We start from the raw sequence: 559 nt of genomic DNA, 5'->3' as shown, positions 1-559 counted from the left end.
GTGCAGCAGCTGTGTAGCCAAAGTAGAGGAGGGGTAAGCCAAAATGGCGAAGAATGAAACCCTAAGCGAAAAAGAGGTCGCCGACGGCTATATACTAAGCTGCCAAGCGTATGCTACTACCAATAAGATAAAAATAAAATTTGAGAGTTAATAAATTTTATTTGCTAATTGATAAATATTTTGTAATTTTGCACCTTGAAAATGATACAATAAAACAAAGGGATAAGTTATGGTATATACAATAATTTTTTATTGATGATATCATAATAAAAAGCAATCTTAATGAAGGACAGCAAAGGTATAAAACTCGTACCTTTGCCGCCCTTTGTTATGAATAAACGCGAATAAAAGAGAAATAAAATAGACTATGAAAAATGTATTTTTTAGGATAATGCTTATTGCATTATTATTTTCTCTGGGCAAGGTATCTGCTCAGTCTATGCTATCGCAACCGTTAGCTGAAGACCCAGTACACTTTGCTAACAGAAATTTTGAAGCAGGAACACTGACGGTAACTGTTACATTGCCTTCGGCAACTTCAACAGTTACAATTACTTTT

The 559-nt window shown here is 34.2% G+C and carries 1 protein-coding gene; it reads left to right on the top strand.

Annotated elements, in window-relative coordinates; genetic code table 11:
• Window positions 1–367: 367 nt before the first annotated feature.
• Window positions 368–559: hypothetical protein (locus HMPREF9441_RS18700; protein WP_147715966.1), on the top strand; the 192-nt coding region annotated here is incomplete at its 3' end.

Origin of the sequence: Paraprevotella clara YIT 11840 (assembly GCF_000233955.1) — a bacterium.
GTDB classification, from domain to species: Bacteria; Bacteroidota; Bacteroidia; order Bacteroidales; family Bacteroidaceae; genus Paraprevotella; species Paraprevotella clara.
The sequence above is the reverse complement of the archived record's forward strand: the minus strand, read 5'-3'. Positions and strand labels throughout refer to the sequence as shown.